This window comes from Aquincola sp. J276, assembly GCF_024700035.1.
In the GTDB taxonomy this organism is placed as follows: domain Bacteria; phylum Pseudomonadota; class Gammaproteobacteria; order Burkholderiales; family Burkholderiaceae_C; genus Aquincola; species Aquincola tertiaricarbonis.
Window position 1 is genome coordinate 556,880 of the sequence record NZ_JAJONC010000001.1, and the last position, 17,014, is coordinate 573,893.

At 72.9% G+C, this 17,014-nt stretch carries 13 protein-coding genes; 9 read left to right on the plus strand and 4 right to left on the minus strand.

The genetic code is table 11. From position 1 onward, the window contains the following. Positions 1-42 precede the first annotated feature (42 nt). Complete coding sequence (locus LRS14_RS02685) at positions 43-954, minus strand: fructosamine kinase family protein (protein WP_257798506.1); 912 nt, start codon at positions 952-954, stop codon at positions 43-45. A gap of 325 nt (positions 955-1,279) precedes the next feature. Between LRS14_RS02685 and LRS14_RS02690 the strand changes: the two genes are divergently transcribed. The 6 genes from LRS14_RS02690 to LRS14_RS02720 all read left to right on the plus strand — a co-directional run bounded on the left by LRS14_RS02690 (position 1,280) and on the right by LRS14_RS02720 (position 8,214). Continuing rightward, the gene (locus tag LRS14_RS02690; protein WP_257798507.1) at positions 1,280-2,602 is read left to right on the plus strand and encodes an MFS transporter; all 1,323 of its coding nucleotides are present in this window, start codon (positions 1,280-1,282) and stop codon (positions 2,600-2,602) included. Between the two features lie 146 nt (positions 2,603-2,748). After that, positions 2,749-5,766 (plus strand): EAL domain-containing protein, encoded by a 3,018-nt coding sequence (locus LRS14_RS02695; RefSeq protein WP_310740789.1) that lies wholly within the window; start codon positions 2,749-2,751, stop codon positions 5,764-5,766. Further along, a complete protein-coding gene (locus LRS14_RS02705; protein WP_257798508.1) occupies positions 5,733-6,770 on the plus strand; it encodes a GGDEF domain-containing protein in 1,038 nt (345 codons plus the stop codon). Before LRS14_RS02695 ends, LRS14_RS02705 begins: the two co-directional genes overlap by 34 nt. Before the next feature lie 77 nt (positions 6,771-6,847). Beyond that, on the plus strand, positions 6,848-7,276 hold the full coding sequence (locus LRS14_RS02710; protein ID WP_046116065.1) for a YciI family protein: 429 nt from the start codon (positions 6,848-6,850) through the stop codon (positions 7,274-7,276). 83 nt (positions 7,277-7,359) lie between these two features. Further along, complete coding sequence (locus LRS14_RS02715) at positions 7,360-7,701, plus strand: hypothetical protein (protein ID WP_257798509.1); 342 nt, start codon at positions 7,360-7,362, stop codon at positions 7,699-7,701. Positions 7,702-7,716: 15 nt separating this feature from the next. After that, positions 7,717-8,214, plus strand: coding sequence for a CBS domain-containing protein (locus LRS14_RS02720; protein WP_257798510.1), 498 nt, complete (start codon positions 7,717-7,719; stop codon positions 8,212-8,214). 12 nt (positions 8,215-8,226) lie between these two features. Here the strand turns inward: LRS14_RS02720 and LRS14_RS02725 are convergent, their stop codons facing one another. The 3 genes from LRS14_RS02725 to LRS14_RS02735 all read right to left on the minus strand — a co-directional run bounded on the left by LRS14_RS02725 (position 8,227) and on the right by LRS14_RS02735 (position 14,740). Then, entirely contained in the window at positions 8,227-9,972 is a 1,746-nt protein-coding gene (locus tag LRS14_RS02725) for an ABC transporter ATP-binding protein (RefSeq protein ID WP_257798511.1), read from the minus strand. A gap of 46 nt (positions 9,973-10,018) precedes the next feature. Next, the gene (locus LRS14_RS02730) at positions 10,019-14,146 is read right to left on the minus strand and encodes a CheR family methyltransferase (protein WP_257798512.1); all 4,128 of its coding nucleotides are present in this window, start codon (positions 14,144-14,146) and stop codon (positions 10,019-10,021) included. A 96-nt stretch (positions 14,147-14,242) separates the two neighbouring features. Further along, positions 14,243-14,740, minus strand: a complete 498-nt coding sequence (locus LRS14_RS02735; protein WP_257798513.1) for a DUF2934 domain-containing protein — start codon at positions 14,738-14,740, stop codon at positions 14,243-14,245. A gap of 94 nt (positions 14,741-14,834) precedes the next feature. On the opposite strand from LRS14_RS02735, the gene LRS14_RS02740 reads away from it, so the two are divergent. The 3 genes from LRS14_RS02740 (at position 14,835) to LRS14_RS02750 (ending at position 16,958) form a co-directional block, all read left to right on the plus strand. Then, positions 14,835-15,257 carry a secondary thiamine-phosphate synthase enzyme YjbQ gene (locus LRS14_RS02740; protein WP_257798514.1) on the plus strand — a complete coding sequence of 141 codons (423 nt, stop codon included), beginning with the start codon at positions 14,835-14,837 and terminating at the stop codon, positions 15,255-15,257. Positions 15,258-15,336: 79 nt separating this feature from the next. Further along, positions 15,337-16,308 carry a TIGR03885 family FMN-dependent LLM class oxidoreductase gene (locus LRS14_RS02745; RefSeq protein WP_046115334.1) on the plus strand — a complete coding sequence of 324 codons (972 nt, stop codon included), beginning with the start codon at positions 15,337-15,339 and terminating at the stop codon, positions 16,306-16,308. Between the two features lie 35 nt (positions 16,309-16,343). Further along, positions 16,344-16,958, plus strand: a complete 615-nt coding sequence (locus LRS14_RS02750; RefSeq protein WP_257798515.1) for a hypothetical protein — start codon at positions 16,344-16,346, stop codon at positions 16,956-16,958. The last annotated feature ends 56 nt before the right edge of the window (positions 16,959-17,014 follow it).

Here is a 17,014-nt window from a genome sequence, read left to right on the forward strand (position 1 = left end):
GCGGCGGCAGGGCTTGAGCCGCCGCGCCGCCGCCGGGCCGGCTCAGCGCGGCCGCAGCAGCTGCCCGGCCACGGCCAGCGCCTGCCGGCCGTAGCCACCGCCGAACACCAGCACGTGGTTGAGCAGGTGGTACAGCTGGTAGACCGGCCGCCGCCGCTCGTGCGCCTGCAGGTCGTCCGGCGTCCAGCCCGCGGCTTCCTGGTAGGCGTGCCAGAAGCCGGCCGGCGGCTGGCCGAAGAGCTGCAGCAGCGCCAGCTCCATGCCGGGGTCGGAAACCGACACCGCCGGGTCGTACAGCACCGGTTCGTCGTCGGCCAGCGCGCCGCAGTTGCCCAGCCACAGGTCGCCGTGCAGCAGCGCCGGGCGCGGCACCGGTCCGCCATCGAAGAGGGGGTCCAGCCGGTCGGCCACCTGCTGCACCGCCAGCACTAGCTCCTCATGGCCTCCAGCGGCCTGCAGCCGTGCATTCAGCGCCAGCAGCCGCTGGCCGCGCAGGAAGTCCAGCCAGCCGGCCAGGCCGCCTTCGCGGCTCCAGCCGTTGGGCTGCGGCGTGGGGCCCAGGCGGTTCTCCCGGTGCCAGCCGAAGCGGCCGCCGCCGGGCGCGGGCGCGGCATGCAGCGCCGCCAGCGCCCGGCCCAGGCGCGGCCCGTAGTCGGCCCGCGGCCGCTGCAGTGGCAGCCACTCCATCACCAGCAGCGCCAGGTCCTGCGGCGCATCGGTGAAGCTGGCCAGCACCCGCGGCACCCGCACGCAGCCACTGCCGGCCAGCGCCTGCAGGCCGTCGGCCTCGGCCTCCAGCGTGGCGGCATGCGGCGGCGGCAGCGTCTTGACGAAGCAGGCACCGGCCGGGCCATCGGCGCGCCAGGTGGAGCAGAAGCCGCTGGCACCCAGTTCCTGGATCCGCCAGGGGCCCGGCCACTGCGCCTGCAGTGCTTGCACCAGGCGTTGGGTCATGGCAGCAGCGCTAGCAAACGGCGGGCCGCCGGGGGTCTGGGGCCATGCGGCTGCCCAGTGCCGCAGCGGGGCGTCCCCGTAGAATCCCTAGGTTCCCGAGCGCGCGGACCTCCCTGCGCCACCCCCGCAGGCACCGCCTGATGAAGTACCGCCCAGAAGGCGGCCGGCGCTCGATCGGCTGGGCTCGCCGCCGCTGCGACCGTGGCGCCGGCGCCTTTCCTCCCTCTGCGCATGCATGTGCCGACCGGCCGTGGCTGCCCCGCAGCCCGCCCGGTGCGGCCGCGCATGGCCGGCCGCGGCTGGCCATGCGCCTTGAAAGGTCCTGATGTCTTCTTCCGCCTCGCGCAATTCGCCGCGCCATGTGGCCGTTGCCTCCCTCGTGGGCACGGCCATCGAGTTCTACGACTACTACATCTATGCCGCCGCCGCGGTGCTGGTGTTCAACACGCAGTTCTTTCCCAAGGGCGATCCGTCGGCCGCCATGCTGCTGTCGCTGTCCACGCTGGCGCTGGCCTTCCTGGCGCGGCCGATCGGCTCGGCGCTGTTCGGCCACTTCGGCGACCGCATCGGCCGCAAGCGCACGCTGGTGGCCTCGCTGCTGACCATGGGCCTGTCCACCGTGGCCATCGGCCTGCTGCCCAGCTACGAGCAGATCGGCCTGGCCGCGCCGTTGCTGCTGTGCCTGTTCCGCATCGGCCAGGGCATCGGCCTGGGCGGCGAATGGGGCGGCGCCGCGCTGGTGGCCACGGAAAACGCACCACCCGGCCAGCGCGGCTGGTTCGGCAGCTTCCCGCAGCTGGGCGCGCCCATCGGCCTGTTCATGGCCAATGGCGTGTTCTTCCTGGTCACCTGGCTGATCGGCGCCGACGCCATGGTGGCCTGGGGCTGGCGCATCCCGTTCGTGCTGTCCATCGTGCTGGTGGGCGTGGGCCTGTACGTGCGGCTGACGCTGCACGAGAGCCAGGTGTTCCAGGACGTGGAGAAGGCCGGCCGCACCGAGCAGGCCCCGGTGAGCGCCGTGTTCCGCCAGCATGGCGGCCGGGTGCTGCAGGGCACGCTGATCATGACGACCACCTACGTGCTGTTCTACCTGATGACGGCCTTCGTGCAGGTGTATTCCAAGAGTCCGGTGAACACCTCCGCCGCGGGCCATGCCACCGGCCTGGGCATCCCGGCCAACACCTTCACCGGCATCCTGCTGGCCGGGGCGGTGGTGTTCGGCGTGTTCTGCCTGGTGGCCGGCAAGCTGGCCGACCGCTTCGGCCGCCGCCGCTGGCTGATGGCGGTCACCGCGGCCATCATGGTGTTCGGGCTGCTGATGCCGCAGTTCCTCTCGCACGGCACGCCGGCCTCGGTGCTGGCCTTCATCCTGGTGGGCATGGCGCTGATGGGTTGCACCTTCGGGCCGATGGCGGCGCTGCTGCCCGAGCTGTTTCCCACCGAGGTGCGCTATTCCGGCGCCTCCATGGCCTACAACCTGGCCTCCATCGTCGGCGCCTCGCTGCCCACGCTGGTGGCCATCGACCTCAACAGGTCGTACGGCCTGTGGGGCGTGGGCCTGTACCTGGCGGGCAACGGCGTGGTGACGATGGCCGCGCTGGCCACCAGCCGCGAGACGGCGCGCGTCGACCTGGCAGGCGTGCGCTGAACGGGGCCCGGCGGCCGATGCGCCGGGCGCTGGTGTTACACCTGGCGCGCGGTATCTGCACGGCGCATGTCGGTGTGGCTTAATCGCTACGGTAGCCCGCCGATATCCGAGCGCGGACCAGGTGTTCGCGGCAGTTCACCGGCCTGATGACGTACCCCACCTACCAACCCGCGCCCGTTCCTCCCGACGAGGCCGCCCGCCTCGCCGCGCTTCATGCCTACCGGGTGCTCGACACCCCGGCGGAAGCCGCCTATGACGATTTCGCAGTGCTGGCGGCGCGCGCGGCGGGCACGCCGGTGGGCCTGGTCTCGCTGGTGGACGGGCAGCGCCAGTGGTTCAAGAGCCGCGTGGGCGTGGACCTGTGTGAAACGCCGCGCAACATCTCCTTCTGCGGCCATGCCATCTGCGCCGAGGGCGTGCTGGTGGTGGAGGACGCCCTGGCCGATCCGCGCTTCGCCGGCAATCCGCTGGTGGTGGGCGGGCCGGGCGTGCGCTTCTATGCCGGCGTGCCGCTGCGCACGCCCGAAGGCCACGCCATCGGCACCCTGTGCGTGATGGACACCCGGCCCGGGCAGCTGCAGCCGGATGCGCTGGACACCCTGGAGCGCCTGGGCCGCCAGCTGATGAACCTGCTGGCCCTGCGCCGCGCGATGGCGCAGCAGCAGCAGGCCGAGTCGGAGCTGCAGCGGCTGGCCCTGGTGACCGAGCACACCCACCACGGCGTGCTGATCACCGGCACCGACAACCGCATCGTCTGGGCCAATGCCGCCTTCGGCCGCCTGACCGGGGTCACGCCCGAGGCCGGCCGCGGCCGCCGGCCCGGCGAGGTGCTGCCCTTCCTGCGCAGCGACCTGCAGGCCCGCGACCACCTGGCCGCCGCCGTGGCCGCGCGCCGGCCGGCGCGGGTGCGCACCAAGAACCAGGCCCTGGGCGCGGCCACCTTGTGGATGGACGTGGACCTGCATCCCTGGCACGACCCGCAGGGCGTGTTCCGCGGCTACCTGGCGGTGGTGTCGGACGTCAGCCACCTGGTGGCCCAGCACGAGCAGGCGCAGGCGCTCTTCGATTCGCTGCCGGTGGGCGTGCTGGTCTACGGGCCGGACCAGCGGGCCACCAGCGGCAACCGCGCGGCCGAGGCCATCCTGTGCGCGCCGCTCACCCGGCTGCTGGGCACCCGCATGCACGAGGCCTTCGGCGACGCGGTGGGCGAGCACGGCCTGCCGCTGCAGCCGCACGAGCGGCCGCTGGCCATGACGCTGGCCGACGGCCGCCCGCGCCACGGCGTGTCCATCGGCCTGCGCCTGGGCGACGGCCAGCGGCGCTGGCTGCGCATCAGCACCGCGCCGCTGCACGATGCCAACGGCAGCGTGTGCGGCGCCATCACCTGCTTCGCCGACGAGACCGGCGAGCGGGCCTCGCGCCAGCTGCTCACGCTGGCCATCGATGCCGCGGCCATCACGCCCTGGACCTGGAACGTGGACACCGACTACGTCGAGCTGGACCGCGGCGCCGCCGTCACCAGCGGACTGCTGCTGGCCGGCCTGGGCAGCGGCCAGCGGGTGCGCACGCCGTTCTGGCCATCGGTGCATCCGCAGGACGAAGCCGGCGTGCGCGCCGCGCTGGCCGCGCACATCGACGACCCGTCGCGGCCCTACCGCTCGGAGTTCCGGCTGCGCGTGGCCAGCGGCGCCGAGCGCTGGTACCTGGCCGCCGGCGCCGCCAGCGACCGCGACGGCCAGGGCCGGGCGTCGCAGCTGTCAGGCGTGATCCTCGACATCACCGAGCGCAAGGCGGCCGAGGCCGCGCTGCACCGCGCCGCCACCACCGACAACCTGACCGGCCTGCCCAACCGCACGGTGCTCAACGACCGGCTGGCGATGGCGCTGCGCAGCGCGCCGCGGCGGGCCGGGCACGGTGCGCTGCTGTTCATCGACCTCGACCATTTCAAGCGCATCAACGACGCCTACGGCCACATGGTGGGCGACCAGGTGCTGCGCGCGGTGGCCCAGCGGCTGGCCGGCCAGCTGCGCGCCGAGGACACGCTGGCCCGCCTGGGCGGCGACGAGCTGGTGGTGCTGCTGCCCTGGCTGGGCGCCGACCTGGCCGCGGCCGCGGCCGGCGCCGAGCGGGTGGGCCGCAAGCTGCTGCAGGTGCTGGCCGAGCCGCTGCAGGTGGAGGGCCTGGCCTTCAGCCTGGCCGCCAGCATCGGCGGCACCTGCTTCCCCAAGGCCGAGGCCGAATCCGCCACCGACCTGGTGCGCGAGGCCGACACCGCCATGTATGCCGCCAAGGCCGCCGGCCGCGGCACCTTGCGGCTGTACGAGGCCCGCATGCGCGACCAGGTGGCCAGCCGCCTGGTGCTGGAGACCGACCTGCGCCAGGCGCTGCAGCACGACGGCCTGAGCCTGGCACTGCAGGGCCAGTGGCGGCCCGACGGCACCCTGGCCGCGTGCGAGGCGCTGCTGCGCTGGACGCATCCGGTCAAGGGCCCCATCAGCCCGGCGGAGTTCATCCCGCTGGCGGAGGAGGGCCCGCTCATCATCGACATCGGCCGCTGGGTGCTGCGTCGCGCCTGCGCGGTGCTGGCCGGCTGGCTGGCGCAGGGCATCGAGCTGCCGATGGCGGTCAACGTGAGCCCGCGGCAGTTCTGCGAGCCGGCCTTCGCCAGCTTCGTGCTGGACACGCTGCGCGAGGCCGGCGTGCCGCCGCGGCTGCTCACGCTGGAGATCACCGAGGGCGTGCTGCTGGAAGGCGATGCGCCGGCACGGCTGCGGCTGCTGGCCGAGGCCGGGCTGCGCATCGCCATCGACGACTTCGGCACCGGCTATTCCAGCCTGATGTACCTCAAGCAGCTGCCGGTGCACGAGCTGAAGATCGACCGCGGCTTCGTGCGCGACCTCACCGAGGACGACGACGACGCGGCCATCGTGCTGGCGATGCTGGCCATCGCCCGCAAGTTCGGCCTGGACACCGTGGCCGAAGGCGTGGAGACCCGCGCCCAGGCCGAATTCCTGCGCGCGCAGGGCTGCACGCTGCAGCAGGGATTCCTCCATGACAGGCCGCGTCCCGTGGCGCTCTTCACCGAAGAGCTGCTGGCCCGCAGCCCGCGACCCACCACCGCAGGAAGTGCATGCGAAACGCCATCGACCACCTGGGCCGCCTGACCGAGCTGCGCGACCGCGACCTGCTCGACCTGAGCCTGTTGCAGTCGATCCGCGACCTGGTGCGGCCCGACGCGCTGGCCATCCATCGCGTGGCCGAGGGCCAGCCTGCGCGCTGGAGCAGCCGGCTGCGGCTGCAGTCGGCCGTCACCGACGGCGCGGTGGCCCATGCCGCCGATGCGGTGCCGCTGGTGGAGTTCGACGACCTGCCGGCGCTGGACGAGCATCTGCTGCGCGCACGCTGCCTGCACACCGGCGAGCGCCAGCGCAGCGCGGGCCCGCCGGCCTGGTCGGGCTTTCCGATGCTGGCCGGCGAGCGGGTGGAGGCGGTGCTGGAGCTGCACACCCGCTATCCGCTCACGCGGCAGGAATCGGCGCTGGTCAGCGGCATCCTGCAGGTGTTCGGCAACTTCCGCGCGCTGCTGGACTACAGCGAGCGCGACACGCTCACCGGCCTGCTCAACCGCAAGAGCTTCGACACCGCCTTCTTCAAGCTGCTGGCCGAAGGCACCGGCGCCGGCCCGGCCGGCCCGGACCGCCGCCGCGGCGATGCCGGCCCGGTGCACTGGCTGGGCGTGATCGACATCGACCACTTCAAGCGCGTGAACGACCGCTTCGGCCACCTGATCGGCGACGAGGTGCTGCTGCTGGTGGCGCGGCTGATGAACACCAGCTTCCGCGCCAGCGACCGCCTCTACCGCTTCGGCGGCGAGGAGTTCGTGGTGCTGCTGCGCGGCGCCACCGAGGCCGAGGCGCTGCAGGCCTTCGACCGCTTCCGCGCGGCGGTGGCCGACTACCCGATGCCGCAGGTGGGCCGCATCACCGTCAGCGCCGGCGTCACCCGGCTGCGCCCCGGCGATACGCCCTCGGCTGCCTTCGAGCGGGCCGACCGCGCCACCTACCACGCCAAGAACCACGGCCGCGACCAGGTGTGGTCGCACGAGGCGCTGGTGCGCGACGGCAACCTGCAGGACGACGACAAGTCGGGCGTGGTGGTGCTCTTCTAGCCGCCGGGCTGTCGAAACGGGCCGGCCTGCTTCGTCGTGGTGATGTGAAGTCAACCACTTGGGACAAGGAGCTGGTGATGCGTGTGATCGTGCTGGTGAAGGCCACGGCTGCTTCCGAGGCGGGCGAGATGCCCTCCACCGAGATGCTGGCCGCCATGGGCCGCTTCAACGAGGAGCTGGTGCAGGCCGGCGTGATGGTGTCCGGCGAGGGCCTGCACCCCAGCGCCCGCGGCAAGCGGGTGCGCTTTTCCGGCAGCCAGCGCCAGGTGATCGACGGCCCCTTCGCCGAGACCAAGGAGCTGGTGGCCGGCTTCTGGATCTGGCAGGTGGCCTCGATGGACGAGGCGCTGGAATGGGCCCGCCGCTGCCCCAATCCGATGCCGGTGGATTCGGAACTGGAGATCCGCCCGGTATTCGAGGCCGAGGACTTCGGCGCCGAGCTGACGCCCGAGCTGCGCGCCCAGGAAGACCGCCTGCGCGCTGAACTGGCCGCCCGCCAGGGCTGAAGCCCGCAGGCATGCGGCCTGCCACCAGCAGCCCTGACGGCGGCGCCAATCCGGTGCCGCACCCTGAAGCGGAAGGATGGGCGATGAACCTGATCAAACTCGGCGGCCTGCTGGGCCTGGCCTATTTCGGCAGCAAGGCGATCGCCGCGCGCGGCGGCCCGCGGGCGGTGCTCGAATCCCTCGGGCAGAGTGCCCGCGACGCGGCGCAATCGCGCGGCCTGCGCCTGGGCACGGCCGGTGGCGCCGGCTACGGCAGCAGCACCGGCCCGGCCACCGGCAATGCCGGCGAGCAGCTGAATGCGGCAAGGCTTTCCAGCCTGTCGGCCGCACCGGGCGGCAGCGGTGACGACCTGTTGCAGTCGTCCTCGCAGAGCGGTCCGGGCCCGCGCTCCACCGGCCTGGGCGACTTCGCCCGCGGCGCCTGAGTCGGAGGCGGCAGCATGACGCAGGTTTCCGAACTGATGACACGCGGCGTCACCACGCTGGGCCCGGGCGACACCCTGGTCAAGGCGGCGCGCACCATGGCCGAGCTGGACGTGGGCGCGGTGCCGATCTGCGATGGCGACACGCTGCTGGGCATCGTCACCGACCGCGACATCGCGGTGCGTGGCGTGGCCGAGGAGCGGCCGCTGCACATCACCCGGCTGGAGGACGTGATGACCGCCGAGCCCGAGGTGTGCCGCGACACCGACGACGTGGACACGGTGGTCGAGCGCATGAAGGAGCAGCAGATCCGCCGCCTGCCGGTGGTGGATGCCGAGGGCCGGCTGGTGGGCATGCTGTCGCTGGGCGACCTCGCGCTGCAGGACCGCGGCGCGGTGACCGGCCAGCTGCTGGCCACCATCTCGGAGCCGGCGGGCATGCCCACCGGCGATCCGATCGCGGCCGAGACCGATCCCGACAGCGGACCGCAGTCCACCGCCAACGCGGTGGGCTGAGCCGCAGGCGCCTCAGGGCGTCTCCATGCCGGCGGCCTGCAGCCGCCACAGCCGCTCGAACAGGCCGCCGCGCTGGCGCAGGCTCTGCGGCGGCCCGTCCTCCACCACGCGGCCGCCGTCGATCACCACCACGCGGTCGAACGAGGCCACGGTGGACAGCCGGTGCGCCACCGCAACCACGGTGCGGCCGCGCATCAGGCGCGCCAGCGCCAGCTGGATCTCGTGCTCCGATTCGCTGTCCAGCGCCGCGGTGGCCTCGTCCAGTAGCAGGATGCTGGCGTCCTTCAGGAAGGCGCGGGCGATGCCCAGGCGCTGGCGCTGCCCGCCCGACAGCCGCACGCCGCGCTCGCCCACCAGGGTGTCGTAGCCCTCGGGCAGGGCCTCGATGAAGTCGTGGCAATGGGCCGCGCGGGCGGCCGCCTGCACCTCGGCGAGCGTGGCGTCGGGCCGGCCGTAGCGGATGTTCTCCAGTACCGAGCGGTGCAGCAGCGCGATGTCCTGCGGCACCATGGCGATGGCCTCGCGCAGGCTGTCCTGCTGCACAGTGGCCACGTCCTGGCCGTCGATCTCCACCGTGCCGCCCTGCACGTCCTCCAGCCGCTGGATCAGCGCCAGCAGCGTGCTCTTGCCGGCGCCGGAGGGGCCGACGATGCCCACCCGCTGGCCGGCGGGAATCGCGAGGTCGAACCGGTGGAACACCGGATGGCCGCCCTGGTCGCTCTCGTAGCCGAAGCACACGCTGGCCAGCCGGATGCTGCCGCCGGCGGGGTGGAACGGCGGCGCGCCGGGCCGGTCGGCCACCTGGTGCGGCCTGGCGATCACGCCCAGCATCTCGCCGATCACCGCGAACTGCTGCGAGGCATCCACCAGCGACAGCGCCAGGTCGCGCGAGCCGTGCAGGATGCGGAAGGTCAGCGCGCTGATCACCACCACGTCGCCCGGCGTGTGGCGGCCCAGGCTCCAGCCGTGGATGGCCCAGGCCAGCATGCCGCCGGCCATCAGCCACAGGCACAGGTCGTGCAGCACGCGCGCCTTCTCCAGGTACATCCAGCTGCGGCGCTGGGCACGGGCCTCGATGCCGAAGGCCTCGCGCAGGCGGCGGTATTCACGCTCGCGCGCGGAGAAAGCCTTCACCGTCCAGATGTTGCTCACCACGTCCACCAGCTCGCCGCCCACCTTGCTGCCCTGCTCGGCGAAGGCCTGGTGCAGCGGCCGGCCGCGGTGGCCCACGCGGGTGATCAGCAGGGCCACCACCGCCACGAAGGCCACCAGCGCGATGGCCATGCGCGGGTCGAGGTGCGAGAGCACCACCATGGCGCCGATGAAGTCCACGCATGGCGGCAGGATGTGCCACACGAAGGTGCCGAACAGCGCGCCACTGGCGCCGGCCGTGGCCGTCACGCGGTTGCCCAGCGCGCCCGACAGGTGCTCGGCGAAGTAGCGCATCGGATGCTGGGCCAGGTGGCGGAACAGGTCGAGCCGGATGTCCACGCCGGTGGCCACCACGGTGCGGCAGCCCAGCCAGCCGCCCAGCCGCCACAGCACGCTTTCCGCCGTGATGAGGGCGATGAACAGGGCCAGCCAGCGCCACACGGCATCGACGTCGCGCACGCCCATCGCATCGACGATGAGCTTCATGCCGTACTGCACGCCGACGGCGCAGCCGGCGGCGGTGGCGACCATCGCCAGCAGCCAGCCGAAATGCCACGGCCGCCGCTTCACATAGCCGAAGAGGAAGGCGAGGGGGGAGGGGGTCACCCGGCGGCATGGCAAGGCACATGCCGGCCGCGATGCCCGCTCGGCGTCAGTCCCCGGGCTTGTCCAGCCCCGCCAGTGCCTGCAGCAGCAGCTCCATCGACAGCGGCTTGTCCAGCTGCGCATCGAAGCCGTCGGCCCAGCCGCCGCCCGGCAGCCGAGTGCGCTGGCCGTAGCCGCTGATGGCCAGCGCCGGCCAGTCGCCGGGCGCGGTCTCGCGCAGCTCGGCCAGCATCGCGCCGGCGGTCATCTCGGTCACGCCCACGTCGGCCAGCAGCAGCTCGAAGCCGGTGCCGGCGGCATGCGACAGCGCCTCGCGGGCGCCAGCGGCGGCGATGACCTGCGCGCCCTCGGCCTCCAGCAGCTCGGCCAGCGCATGCAGCATGGCCGGGTCCTCGTCCACCAGCAGCACGCGGCGGCCGGCCAGCAGGTCGCGCCGCGGCGTGCCCGTGCCGCCGGCGATGCCGTTGCCGAACAGCGGCAGCCGCACGCGGAACAGGGCACCGCGGCCTTCGCCTTCGGAGTGCGCCTCCACCGTGCCGCCATGCAGCTGCGCTAGGTCGCGCACCAGCGCCAGGCCGATGCCCAGGCCGCCGCCGCGGCGGGTGGTGGCCATGCGGTCCTCCTGCTCGAACATGTCGAACAGCAGCGGCAGAAAGTGCGGCGCGATGCCGCGGCCGCTGTCCTGCACCTCCAGCACCGCGCTGCCGCCCTCGGGCCGCAGCCGTACCTCGATGCGGCCGCCCTCGGGCGTGAACTTCAGGGCATTGCTCAGCAGGTTCCAGACGATCTGCTCCACCCGCACCGCATCGGCATACACCGTGGCATCGGTGGCCTGCAGCGTGAGCTGCAGCCGGCGCTCCTGCGCCTCGGGGCGCACCGCCTCGCAGATGTTCTCGACGATGGGCCGCCACTGCACCGGCGTGCGGGTGAGCGAGAGCTTGCCCGTCTGCACCCGCGACAGGTCCAGCAGGTCGTCGATGATCTGCGACTGCGCATGCACGGTGCGGCGGATGGTGTCCACCGTGCGCAGCAGCCGTGGCTGCACCGACACCTCGGGCGAACGGGCCAGCGCCTCGGCGCTGATGAGCACCAGGTTCAGCGGGTTCTTCAGCTCGTGCGACATCACCGCCAGGAACTGGTTGCGCAGGTTGCTGGCGGCTTCCAGCTGCCGGCGCACCTGCTGCTCGGCCTGCAGCAGTTCCTCGCGCTGGCGCTCCAGCCGCTGGCGCTCGGTGAGGTCGCGCGCGATCTTGGCGAAGCCGGCCACGCCGTTCTCGGTCAGCGGCGTGGTGATGCCGCTGCAGTAGAAGCGGCTGCCGTCCTTGCGCAGGTGCCAGCGCTCGTCCAGCGCGCGGCCTTCGGTGGCCGCGGTGTGCAGCTCCTGCTCCGGCTTGCCGGCGGCGCGGTCCTCGGGCACGAACAGGCGCGCGAAGGGCACGCCCAGCATCTCCTGCTCGGTGTAGCCGAACATCAGCTCGGCGCCCTTGTTCCAGCCGGTGACGTTGCCTTGGGCATCCATCGTCAGCACCGCGTAGTCGCGGGTGCTCTCGGCCACCAGGCGCAGCCGCTCGTCGCGGGCTCGCACCTGGTCCTGCGCGCTGCGGCGCTCGGTCACGTCGATGAAGTTCAGCACCGCGCCGTCGATGCGGTTGTCGCTGGTGCGGTAGACCGAGATGCGCATCAGGTACCAGCTGCCGTCGGTGGAGGCCACCTCGCGCTCCTGCAGGCGCAGCGTGGCCAGCACCTCGGCCACGTCGTCGCCCAGGCCTTCGTAGCGCAGGCGGTGGGTGAGGTCGCGCAGCGGCCGGCCGACGTCGGTGGACAGGATGTTGAACAGCTTGGTGGCCAGCGGCGTGATGCCGCGGATGCGCACCTCGCGGTCGACGAAGACGGTGGCCATGCTCATGGAGGCGATGAGGTTGCTCAGGTCGTCGTTGACCTTGGCTGTCTCCTCCACCTTGCGCTTGAGCTCGAAGTTGACGGTGGTCAGCTCCTCGTTGACCGACTGCAGCTCCTCCTTGCTGGTCTCCAGCTCCTCGGTGGCCGAGCGCAGCTCCTCGTTCATCGACTGCAGCTCCTCGTTGGTGGCGCGCAGCGCCTCGCCGGAGATGGCCGATTCGCCGATGGTGCCGTGCAGCTGGGCCTGCAGCGCGCGCAGCGCCTCGTCCAGCACCTGCCAGGTGGGGTCGTGCGCCTCGCCGGGCGCGGCGGCCGGCGCCAGCAGCGTGGCATCGAATTCCTGCAGCCGCACCAGCATCAGGCCGGCCTCGCCCAGCGGCTTGCCCAGCCGCACGCTCATGCACACGGTGATGGGCGACTGCTCGCCCTGGATGGTGACCGGCTGCGCCATCACCCGCTGGCCGTCGCGCCGGGCCAGCAGCATGGCCGCGCGCAGCGGCGCCGCCAGCTCCGGCAGCACCAGGTCCAGCAGGTCGGTGGATGGCACCCCCTCCACATGCCGCAGGAAGCGCGAGGCGCCCAGGCTGGTGTGCAGGACGTGGCCGCGCGCATCCACCACGATGCTGGCCTCGTCCTCCTCCAGCAGCAGCCGCTGGTGCAGCAGCGCCAGCGGCGGCGGCTGCAGCGGCAGCACCTCGGGCTCGCGCTGCAGGCTGCTGCGCGGCATGTCGGTGCCGCGCAGCGGCAGCAGGTCGCGCCGCGCCTGGCGCACGGGATTGGCGCGGTAGATGCGGTGCTTCTTGTCCACCGGCGTGAAGTGCTCCGGCAGGAAGTCGGCCGACTCCGCGCTGCCCAGGAACAGCAGCCCGCCGGGGTTGAGGGCGAAGTGGAAGGCCTCCAGCACCTCGGCCTGCACCTCGCGCTCCAGGTAGATGAGCAGGTTGCGGCAGGTGATGACGTCCACGCGGGAGAAGGGCGGGTCGCGCAGCACGTTGTGGCGGGCGAACAGCACCTGCTCGCGCAGCGCCTTCTTCACCCGGAAGCTGCCCATCTCCATGTCGAAGAACTGGCGCAGCTGGCTGGGGCGCACGTCGGCCACGATGGCCTCGGGATAGATGCCCGCGCGGGCCACCGACAGCGCCCGGTCGTCGATGTCGGAGGCGAAGACCTGCACCGTCTGGCGCGGCAGCTTGTCGGGCGCATGCTCGTTGAGCAGCATGGCCAGTGAATAGGCTTCCTCGCCGGTGGCGCAGCCCACCACCCAGGCGCGCAGCGTGGCGGCTTGCGGCCGCCGGTTGAACAGGGTGGCCACGATCTCCCGTTCGAGCGCCTCGTAGGCGGCCGCGTCGCGGAAGAAGGTGGTCACGCTGATCAGCATGTCCTGCAGCAGCAGGCCGGCTTCCTGCGGATGCGCATCCAGGTACTCGCGGTACGAAGGCAGCGTGGCCTGCCGCGTGACCTGCATGCGGCGTTCCAGCCGGCGCAGCACGGTGCCGCGCTTGTAGTGGCGGAAGTCGTTGGCGGTGCGCTGGGCCAGGATGGCCATGGTGTCCTGCAGCGCCTGCTCGGCCAGGTCGCGCTGCAGGCCGGGGGCCGGCCGCTCGGTGCGCAGGCCGGCCTCGCCGTCGTCGGGCAGCTCGATGCGGCGCGCGGTGTCCCACACCTCCAGCAGCTTGTCGCCGATGCGCGCGGCCGGCAGGATGAAGTCCACATGGCCGCTGGCGATGGCGGCCGCGGGCATGGCGTCGTACTCGGCATCGGAGGGCAGCTGGGCCAGGGCCACGCCGCCTTCGGCCTTGACCTCGCCCAGGCCCAGCGTGCCGTCGTTGCCGGCGCCGGACAGCACCACCGCCATCGCCCGCTCCCGGTGGGCGCGGGCCAGCGTGCGGAAGAAGAGGTCGATGGCCACCGGCCGGCCGCGCGCGCGGCGTTCGTCCACCACCAGGTGGCCGTCGTCCATCGCCAGCTGCAGCGCCGGGGCGATGACGTACACCCGGTCCACCTCGATGCGCGTGGTCTCCGTCACCTGCATCACCGGCATCGGCGTGGCGCGCTGCAGGATCTCGGCGGCATGGCTCTCATGCTCGGCCGACAGGTGCAGCACCACGACGAAGGCCATGCCGGGCTGCGGCGGCAGCGGCTGCAGCAGCCGCACCACCGCGGCGATGCCGCCGGCCGAAGCACCGATGCCGACGACCGGAAAGCGCAGGTCGGACCGTCGGGTCGGCCGCTCCTCGGCGGACGGCGGGGCGGTGGGGCGGGGTACTTCAGGCACGGCGGGGCTCCGGGGTGATGCGGCGGCAGCGGCATCCAACGACCCCGCAAGAGCGGAAATTATGGAGGCCCGTGGCGACCCCGCCAGCCGCTTCGCTCAGCCCGGCTGGCGACCCTGCGGCGGCTGCTGCGCATCCACCTCGCGCTCGGCTTCCAGCCAGTCATGCTCATGATGGCCATGCGACTGGCCGCGGGCCAGGTAGCGCTGGTAGGCCGCCTCGCGCACGCGCTGCTCGCGGCTGGGGCCGGAGGGCGTGCTGCCGTCGGCATCGCCGGCCTGCGTACCGGCAGCGCCGGCGGCATCCACCGGGGTCGCCGGCTTGCGGCTGCGCGACTTGGCTGCGGCGCCGGCCGCGGAGGGGCCGACCCGGACGGGCTTGGCGGCTGCCTCGGCCTTCACCGGCTCGGTGGGCCGGGCGGGCTCGGCAGCCCGCGTGCGCTGGGTCGCCTTCTTCGTCGGTGCTGCCGGCGTGGTCTGTCCGCTGGGCGCAGCGGCGGCCTTCTTGCGGGCCGCCTTGGCAGGTGCTTCAGGGGCGGTGGCCTGCGGGGTGGAAGCAGGGTTTGCTGCGGTCTTGGCGGACGCGGCTCTGGCCATGGGGGTTCCTCGGGTCATGGGGGCGCAACGCCCGGCAATCGGCATGCCGGCGTGCCAGCAGGCTCGGCACGAGGCGGCGCTTAAGCTCGCACGCATGCTCCGACAAGCCACCACCACGCTCCAGTTCGAGACCCGCGGCCGAGGCCTGCTCGACATCACCCGCCCGGTGGCCGACTGGGTGCGCGGCTGCGGCTACGGCCAGGGCCTGCTGACGCTGTTCGTCCGCCACACCTCGGCCAGCCTGCTGGTGCAGGAGAACGCCGACCCGCAGGTGCGGGCCGACCTCGAGCGCTTCTTCGCCCGCCTGGTGCCCGACGGCGACCCGCTGTTCCGCCATGTCGACGAAGGCCCGGACGACATGCCGGCCCATGTGCGCGCGGCCCTCACCGCGGTGCAGCTCAGCGTGCCGCTGCTGGGCGGCCGGCTGGCGCTGGGCACCTGGCAGGGCCTGTACCTCTGGGAGCACCGCAGCCGGCCGCACCGGCGCGAGGTGGTGCTGCACCTGCTGGGCGAATGAGCGGCCGGGCCGCCGCGCCGGGCATGCACCTTGCCGCCCGGGCGGTTCCGCGGACCGCCGCGATCCCGAGCCCGCCACCATGCCGCAGTTCAGCTTCCATGCCTCCCAGGAGCAGTTTCCGCCCGAGCAATTGCTGGCGCTGGCGCAGCAGGCCGAGGCTGCCGGCTTCGATGCGGTCTTCAGCTCCGACCATGCACAGCCCTGGTCGCCTTCCCAGGGCCATTCGGCGCTGAGCTGGGTGTGGCTGGGGGCGGCGCTGCAGGCCACCCGGCGGCTGCGCTTCGGCACCATCACCGTGCCCGGTGGCTGGCGCTACCAGCCGCTGGTGCTGGCGCAGGGCATCGCCACGCTGCAGCGCCTGTACCCGGGCCGCCTGCCCTGGGTGGCGCTGGGCAGCGGCGAGGCGGTCAATGAAGGCCTGGTGGGCCAGGGCTGGCCCGACAAGCCCGAGCGCAACCAGCGGCTGCAGCGCGCGGCCCAGGCCATGCGCCGCCTGCTGGATGGCGAGCGCGTGACCGAGCCCGGCCCGCCCGCGGTGGTGGACGCGCGGCTGTGGTGCCGGCCGCCACAGCGCACGGTGCTGGTGGGCGCGGCCACCAGCGTGGAGACGGCGCGCTGGCTGGGCGGCTGGGCCGAGGGCCTGCTGACCGTGTCGCACGACCTGCAGCAGCTGCGTGCCCTGATCGCCGCCTTCCGCGAACAGGCGGGGCCCGACAAGCCGGTGCATGTGAAGGTGGACCTCAGCTGGGCCGACACCGATGCGCAGGCGCTGGAGCAGGCCTTCGAGCAATGGCGCTTCAACGCCGGCGGCAGCCAGGCCAATGCCGATGCCCGCCAGCCCGAGGACTTCGTCCGGCTCACGGCCCACCTGCGCCCGGAGGACATGCGCGCCAAGGTGATGGTGGCGGCCGACCTGGGCCGGCATGTGGACCATCTGCGGCAGGTGGCCGCGCTGGGCGTGACGTCCATCGACCTGCACCAGGTGGGCGGTGACCAGGCCGCCTTCATCGAGGCCTTCGGCCGCGAAGTGCTGCCCGCACTGCGCGCTTAACATCCTTTCTCCTTCAGTACCGATTGCAGCAGACCATGGCCAAGAAGATCGACCGCAGCCGCATCGAAGCCGGGCGCTTCGACCTTCCGAAGAAGCTCGCCTTCTTGCTGGAAGACAAGGTGGACTTCCACAGCATCGCCGAGCGCGACGGCGAATGGACGGTGGAGATGCCTGCCAGCGCCCTGCAGAAGCTGTTGCGCAGCAAGGCGCAGCTGAAGGCGCTGAAGGCCGAGCACAAGCTGGCCACCGGCGGCCATGCCGAAGCGCTGGCCGCCGTCGAGGCCGAGCATGGCGGCACCCGCGCCGCACTGTCCAAGGCCGAGCAGCGCATCCGTGCGCTGGAGAAGAAGCTGGCCGCGGCGACGGCCACGGCGCCGATGCCCGCGGCCGACGCCAGCGTTGCAAAGGCCGGGAAGCCGGGCAGGGGCACGGGCGGCCGCAAGGCGGTGCCGAGCGTCACCTATCCGCATGCCGATGCAGGGGTCGATGCCCAGGCCGGTGCCCCGCTCCAGGCGCAGGCCGAAGCGCCGGCCGCCGAGCCGCCGCCGGTCGCCCTGGCCACTGCGGTGGACGCCATGCAGGAGCCCACCGCGCCGGCGGGGGAAGACGGCGACAACGATGGCGCGGCGCCGTCCCTCCAGGCCGGCTGAACTCCTCCGCTCCCGGGTATGCCGCTTGCCGTGGCGCGCTGCCGCCGCGTCTTGCG

What these genes read in the sequence shown, in the direction of transcription:
- LRS14_RS02685 (WP_257798506.1), bottom strand. Translation starts at nt 954, where the DNA reads ATGACCCAACGCCTGGTGCAAGCACTGCAGGCGCAGTGGCCGGGCCCC.
- LRS14_RS02690 (WP_257798507.1), top strand. Translation starts at nt 1,280, where the DNA reads ATGTCTTCTTCCGCCTCGCGCAATTCGCCGCGCCATGTGGCCGTTGCC.
- LRS14_RS02695 (WP_310740789.1), top strand. Translation starts at nt 2,749, where the DNA reads ATGACGTACCCCACCTACCAACCCGCGCCCGTTCCTCCCGACGAGGCC.
- LRS14_RS02705 (WP_257798508.1), top strand. Translation starts at nt 5,733, where the DNA reads ATGCGAAACGCCATCGACCACCTGGGCCGCCTGACCGAGCTGCGCGAC.
- LRS14_RS02710 (WP_046116065.1), top strand. Translation starts at nt 6,848, where the DNA reads ATGCGTGTGATCGTGCTGGTGAAGGCCACGGCTGCTTCCGAGGCGGGC.
- LRS14_RS02715 (WP_257798509.1), top strand. Translation starts at nt 7,360, where the DNA reads ATGAACCTGATCAAACTCGGCGGCCTGCTGGGCCTGGCCTATTTCGGC.
- LRS14_RS02720 (WP_257798510.1), top strand. Translation starts at nt 7,717, where the DNA reads ATGACGCAGGTTTCCGAACTGATGACACGCGGCGTCACCACGCTGGGC.
- LRS14_RS02735 (WP_257798513.1), bottom strand. Translation starts at nt 14,740, where the DNA reads ATGGCCAGAGCCGCGTCCGCCAAGACCGCAGCAAACCCTGCTTCCACC.
- LRS14_RS02740 (WP_257798514.1), top strand. Translation starts at nt 14,835, where the DNA reads ATGCTCCGACAAGCCACCACCACGCTCCAGTTCGAGACCCGCGGCCGA.
- LRS14_RS02745 (WP_046115334.1), top strand. Translation starts at nt 15,337, where the DNA reads ATGCCGCAGTTCAGCTTCCATGCCTCCCAGGAGCAGTTTCCGCCCGAG.
- LRS14_RS02750 (WP_257798515.1), top strand. Translation starts at nt 16,344, where the DNA reads ATGGCCAAGAAGATCGACCGCAGCCGCATCGAAGCCGGGCGCTTCGAC.